The organism is Microcystis aeruginosa LEGE 91341 (assembly GCF_015206885.1).
Taxonomy (GTDB): domain Bacteria; phylum Cyanobacteriota; class Cyanobacteriia; order Cyanobacteriales; family Microcystaceae; genus Microcystis; species Microcystis aeruginosa_H.
In genome coordinates, this window is record NZ_JADEXY010000190.1 from 1 (window position 1) to 6,121 (window position 6,121).

Genomic DNA, 6,121 nt, shown 5'->3' on the forward strand with positions numbered 1-6,121 from the left:
ATTATAAACTATGAATTATAAATTATGAATTGGGAAGTGGGGGGGGATGGGGAGAAGAGAGTGCCAGATTTGGGAGAATAAATAGGGCTTGCTGAATAATGGTAAAACCCTTTTAAAATAAGGCTTTTGACCTGTTAAAATCCGATGTTCATGCTGCGAAAATCGGATTGGGACTCTCAAAAACCTTGCATTATCCTTATTTTAGTACAAAATTGGTACAAAAAGAGAGGGCAACAAAGCCTGAAACTCCCGACTCCTGACTCCTGACGACCGGCTACTGACTCCTTAACCCCACCAAAAAACTTTTTCAGCACACCCTAAATAAAAGCTGACTCCTAACTACTGACAACCGACGACCCGCTCCTAACTTACTGCTCACTGCTCACTGATTGAGGGCTGGCGGTGGGTTCTTTAAATACTAACCTTAACAGGGGCGGAGCGATAAAGGTAGTCAAGATCACCATCATAATAATGGCTGCATCGGTAGCGGGGGATAAAGCGCCACTAGCAGCCCCGACTCCGGCAAAGACTAAACCCACTTCACCCCGGGGAATCATGCCAACTCCGATCGCCAAGCGATTGAGTTTTTCCTTACTTAAAACGGCCAACCCCGTCACCACTTTACCAAAAATAGCGACGACAATTAGGAAAGCGGCCAAGACTAATCCTTCTCGATTGCTGGGAATAGCGGGATTAAGGACACTTAAATCGGTTTTTGCCCCCACACAGACGAAAAATATCGGTACAAATAAATCGGCGATCGGGAACACTTGTTCTGCCAATTCCGATCGCTTTTCCGTTTCTGCTAGGACTAGGCCGGCAGCAAAGGAACCGAGAATCGCTTCTAATTGGATAACTTGGGCAATATAGGCAAGAATAAAGGCGAAAATCAGGGAAACTAAGAGCAATTGTCCCCTAGTTTTCATGCTATTAACTAATTGAACGTAAAAGGGGCTTAAAAAACGACCGATCAAGATCGCCCCGATCACAAAAGTGCTAGAACTAATAACTAGATAAATTACTTTGCTAATTTGCACTTCTCCGGTCTTCACCAAAGAAGCAACGACAGCGAGAACGATAATACCGAGAATATCATCGAGAACCGCAGCCCCGATAATAATTTGACCTTCTTTCGCCGATAACTGCCCTATTTCTGCTAAAACCTTGGCGGTAATGCCGATACTGGTAGCGGTTAAAGCTGCCCCGGCAAAAATAGCGGGAATGCTGGCCAGATGGAAAATATAGATTAAACCCAAAGTACCCACCAAAAAGGGAACCGCAACCCCCACCACTGCGACAGCAGCTGCCTGTGGACCGACGCGAATTAATTCCTGCAAGTCTGATTCTAAACCGATCTCAAACAGCAGGATAATTACCCCCAATTCCGAGAGGACGGAAATCACCTCACTGGCAGCACTAAAAACGGCGGGAGATTGCTCCGGGGTGAGGGATGACGTGGATTGTAGGAAATGAATTAGCAAAGAATCCTCGAATCCCGCCCCTCCTTCCGGAAAAACCAGTAATTTTAGGGCAGAAACCCCGATAATCACGCCACCGACTAATTCTCCTAACACTGGAGGCAAGTTGAATCGGACGCATATTTCTCCCCCCAGTTTACAGGCGAAATAAATAACGGTCAAACTCAGCAGCACGCAGGCTAAAACTAAGGCACTATCAGCAGTTTCGGCTTTAGCTGCCGAGGCTAACAGGGGAATATTAGGACTCCAAGCGGAAGAAAGGAAAGGCTGTAGTATCATCGCTCGCTCAAAATTACTCCCAATACTCTAACAAGCTGGCGGCCTATTCAGTGATTCCCTATTAAACTTTGCCCCTTGTCCAACTTCTACGAGGGTTCAGCCGTGGCTAGATGAGGTTCAGATAAATTGTCAGACTTGCTATTATCGATGAATAGGGGGCAAAATAGCTAATAGTTGACTCCATATCCCAATTTTTCAGAACTACCGCCCCAATCATCGCTTTAGCACCGCCCGTCCCTTCTTCCGCTGGTTGGAAAATAATTTTTGCAGACCCCTTGACAAGATGCTTATTTTGTGTTACTTAGATGCCGTACCAACTGCGCTCGCTGTGTCGCCATCATGACGGCAAGCGTGCATTGGACGGGGATGTGGAGAACGATAGGGAGCCTGATTTTTCTTCTCTATGGGGAGAGCATTCATATCAACAAGATGTCGAGACGGATGCGACTGTAGTTTAAGGAACTGGGGAGGGGAAAGGAGGAAATCATCAGTCTAGGGACAGTTTAGGAAAATTTTAGGAGAATATAGCTTTCAGTTTCAGGAATTTACTGGTTTTCATGGCGGTAATTTCTTGTTTGGTTTCCTCTAGAACTTGTTCTGTACGAGCGAGTTCCTCTTGGAGTTGTTGCTTTTGAGACTGCTGAAAATCTTGAACTTGTCTAGAGGCCTCTTCCAGATTAACTGTTTTTTGTGCCAATTCGGAACGGTTTTGCTCTAATTGCGCCTGGGATTGTGCCAATTCGGAACGGTTTTGCTCTAATTGCGCCTGGGATTGTGCCAATTCGGAACGGTTTTGCTCTAATTGCGCTTGGGATTGTGCCAATTCGGAACGGGTTTGCTCTAATTGCGCTTGGGATTGTGCCAATTCGGAACGGGTTTGCTCTAATTGCGCTTGGAATTGTGCCAATTCGGAACGGGTTTGCTCTAATTGCGCTTGGGATTGTGCCAATTCGGAACGGGTTTGCTCTAATTGTGCCTGGGATTGGTTTAAGCTCTCCACACTATTATCTAGTTGGGATTGTAACCAAGAATTTTTTTGACTGTATTCCTGAATTACTAGCAGTCGTTCTTGACGATCTTGTTCCGATTCCTGATATTTTTGCGTTAGTTGGTTTAAAGTTTTCGATTGGTCTAATAAAGAGAGAATTAGACGACCAGAAGGCCGTTTTAAAAGATTATGGCTAATTTGTTCGTCAGTATTGCGGGCAATGGGATGACGACTGGCGACAAAAAACATATCATACTTGAAGAACTGCGGCTCGAAAACCACAAAATCAAAGCCCAAATTTCTCAAAAAATTAGTGATCGATCGATGGCTAAAGAGGAAAGTATGTTCTTGTGGTTTCAACTGATCTAAAAAACTATCATTGTCGGCCAACATTTCCGAATAGGAATACCCTTCTACATAATTCGGTGTCTGAATAATTAATATGCCTTCTTCTTTTAAGAGAGACACTACATGACTCATGGTGGCGACGGGATCGGGTAAATGTTCGATAACATCGAACATAACAACTGCATCTAAAGAACCAGTTTCTAGCTTTTGATCTTCTACCGGTCCCAACAACATGGGAATATCAAAGGTTTGGTGAGCGAAATCCACCACCCAAGGACTTAACTCTAGTCCTAACGCATCAAATCCGGCCCATTTCATCAAAGCGACCGAACCACCGTGAGCGCAACCCAACTCCAAAACTTTGCCCGGGGGTAGGGTATAAGCCATGAGAGTATGTAACCAGTACAGACATCTTTCGGGTAAATCCTGTCGTGAACGTTGACGGATATCGGGATAACCATATTCGTCAGTTTGATAGGATAACCAGTATTTTTTACTATAAAATTCATCTCGATCATTTTTAACCCGAATTTCGTCAAGGGTTAAATCCTGATTGAGTACCAATGTTCCACACTGAGAACAAAGACTGTAATTAGAGGAAAATTCCTGCAAATTTTGATTTCCGCACCAACAGACTTTAGAGTTCATAGAATTTACTTGCGCCTTACGCTGTAGATTGTATAGTATTTTGAGATAGATATAAATTAGTTGGTCTTTCCCTAACGACATAACAGGATATTGTAATTCGCCGCTACGAAAAGTTACTTGATATTGCTCTAATCTATAGACTAACTTTCTGTTAACAAATATTCGATCGGGAGAAAATGTAGAGATTCCAGTAAAATGCCTAATGGTTCCTGCTCTGACGAACTTTCTAAAGCCTGAGTTAACTCTAGGATTAAAGTAGTATCCCCCGATGCAAAATCACAAGAAAATGTCACAAATTGAATTTGATTAAAATTGTCATGTAATTTGAATATACCTAGAGATTTTTTTTGATTGTTATAGATTGTCAAGGTTTGATTATTGTGAAAATTGCGAACTTTTAAAGTGATGGAATACACTATTGGTAATCCAAATACGTCTAATGAAAAAACTGATTGTTTACCAAGAGTCCAATAATAGGGCGCAAAAATTCCCTTTTCAGGTAGAGAATCCATCTGAGAGCTAAAACCCTGTTTGATTATGAAATAAGAATTAATTTCTTTGATTATTGTATGGTCTTCTGATGTGGTGTACTTCTCTATTGAGTAGGAATATAAATATTCATTTAAATTGTTAAGATTTAGTTCATCATAAATCATAATCAAATTATTATTTTCCTTGATTGATGCCACTTCTTGATAATAGCTCTCCCGATTGCTTGATGTTTGTCCCTGTCGATAACGAAAAATTCCTAAAGGTACATCTAAGGAGTAGATATTTTCAAGACAGGCAAATTTTCTCCAAAGATCAAAGTCACCAGCATACTTATATTTTGTATCAATACCTCCTATTTTTTGGTAAAGTTCATAACGCCAAAAAGTCCCTTCTTGCTGAATAAAACCGAAAGTTCTTCCTTCGTGCAATCCCATAATTACGCTATACCGAGAAAAGTAAATTTTTTTCCAAGGAGAAAATAAGCATCCATTTGAGTCTATCGTTTGTGACTTTCCTGTCAACCAAGAAATTTCTTTATGATCTCGGAAAATTTTACTCACGGTTGCTAGACTACCATTAGTCAAAAGATCATCACTGCCCAGCCAAGTCATTATAATATTTTCGGTGCTAGGGATTTGGGAAAATCCTTTGGCAAGAGCATCATAGATACCCTCATCTGCTTGTGAATCTATTGTTACTGTAATTTTTGAAAAACCATTAATTGTATTTTCGGATACTAAAGCTTGCCATTGTTTTGCGATCAAGAGGGTTGAATCTTTAGATAGTCCATCTTGAATATGAACATGAAGATTAAAATCTCCCTCTTGCAGCAAGACGCTACTCAAGCATTGGTGGAGATAGCCTTCTGAGTTAAAACATGGAATAACAATATATATCAACATAGACTCACACTACTTTTAAAGAATAAAAACACGGAAAATTTACAATAAAACATTGTTGTCATGATAAACTATAGATTTGATCAATGACTAGCATAATTAGTCCTAATATGACAATTATGCTTCTAATTATTCGCAATTTCTGGGAGTCTATAAATCCTAAATTTCCAACAATTCCTAATATTAAGCTAATTGCTATTAAATTTATCCCAGAACAACTCCAAAATTTATCATGAAGAGAATACAGTCCACTGACAATATTTGATATAGGTGGGTAAGTGTAAATTAAATTGACTAGAATTATTAAACTTAAACCTACTATTAAACTGCTAAGAGGCAAAAATACTTGTTTGAAACTAAACCAAGCAGTCCGAAGTTTCCAAGCTTTGCTTGATTTTATGGACAACAACTCAGTATTAGCCACTGCGAGTTGCTGCTGTTTTTGTTGAATCTGTTCACTTAATTGATAAATTTCTTGATTCATTAATGCCTCACTATTAACAGATATCGTGCAGGATGCAAAGTCATCTTGATTGCTAGTTTCTTGAGAATGTTCTATCGCGTAACTTCTTATCTCTGTGTCTTGCGTTAGTGACTTATTTTCTTGATCGCAGACACTTTTTGACAGTAAAGCTCGTTGATATTGGGATTGTATGGTTCTAAATTCTTCCCAAATAGAGGTGCTAGAAGTTTGCCTTTCCTGTTTCAGATGCTTGGCCGTTTTCTGAATACAATTTGCAATTGTATCAGCCATTTTTTCCCAAGAAAACTTCTTGCTTTGTTCTAAACCCTGCTCAATTAATAGTTTACGAACTTCAGGAATTTGAACTTTACCCAGTGCCTCCACCATTTCTTCAACTTTAGACCTCCTGCAAAAGTCTTATTCAGCTACTTGATGATAGCCTAAAGCAAGTTCATAGTTGTAAATGCCAGCGATTAAATTAAATCTCAGACCAAAACGCCGTCTCCGATTCCTATATCTTGATGAT

At 40.2% G+C, this 6,121-nt stretch carries 6 protein-coding genes and 1 pseudogene; all 7 read right to left on the minus strand.

What is annotated here, in order from left to right:
* Nucleotides 1–368 precede the first annotated feature (368 nt).
* Nucleotides 369–1,757, minus strand: coding sequence for a cation:proton antiporter (locus IQ234_RS19415; protein ID WP_193958286.1), 1,389 nt, complete (start codon nucleotides 1,755–1,757; stop codon nucleotides 369–371).
* Between the two features lie 106 nt (nucleotides 1,758–1,863).
* On the minus strand, nucleotides 1,864–2,019 hold the full coding sequence (locus IQ234_RS22030) for a hypothetical protein (RefSeq protein ID WP_416209688.1): 156 nt from the start codon (nucleotides 2,017–2,019) through the stop codon (nucleotides 1,864–1,866).
* Between the two features lie 35 nt (nucleotides 2,020–2,054).
* Nucleotides 2,055–2,177 (minus strand): hypothetical protein, encoded by a 123-nt coding sequence (locus IQ234_RS21665; protein ID WP_265578488.1) that lies wholly within the window; start codon nucleotides 2,175–2,177, stop codon nucleotides 2,055–2,057.
* A gap of 94 nt (nucleotides 2,178–2,271) precedes the next feature.
* A complete protein-coding gene (locus IQ234_RS19420) occupies nucleotides 2,272–3,741 on the minus strand; it encodes a class I SAM-dependent methyltransferase (RefSeq protein ID WP_193958287.1) in 1,470 nt (489 codons plus the stop codon).
* 140 nt (nucleotides 3,742–3,881) lie between these two features.
* Entirely contained in the window at nucleotides 3,882–5,135 is a 1,254-nt protein-coding gene (locus IQ234_RS19425; protein WP_193958288.1) for a glycosyltransferase, read from the minus strand.
* Nucleotides 5,136–5,193: 58 nt separating this feature from the next.
* Nucleotides 5,194–5,982: a hypothetical protein gene (locus IQ234_RS19430; RefSeq protein WP_193958289.1), complete on the minus strand. Its 789-nt coding sequence runs from the start codon at nucleotides 5,980–5,982 to the stop codon at nucleotides 5,194–5,196.
* A gap of 30 nt (nucleotides 5,983–6,012) precedes the next feature.
* A pseudogene (locus IQ234_RS19435) lies at nucleotides 6,013–6,121 on the minus strand (IS5/IS1182 family transposase); the annotation flags it as partial.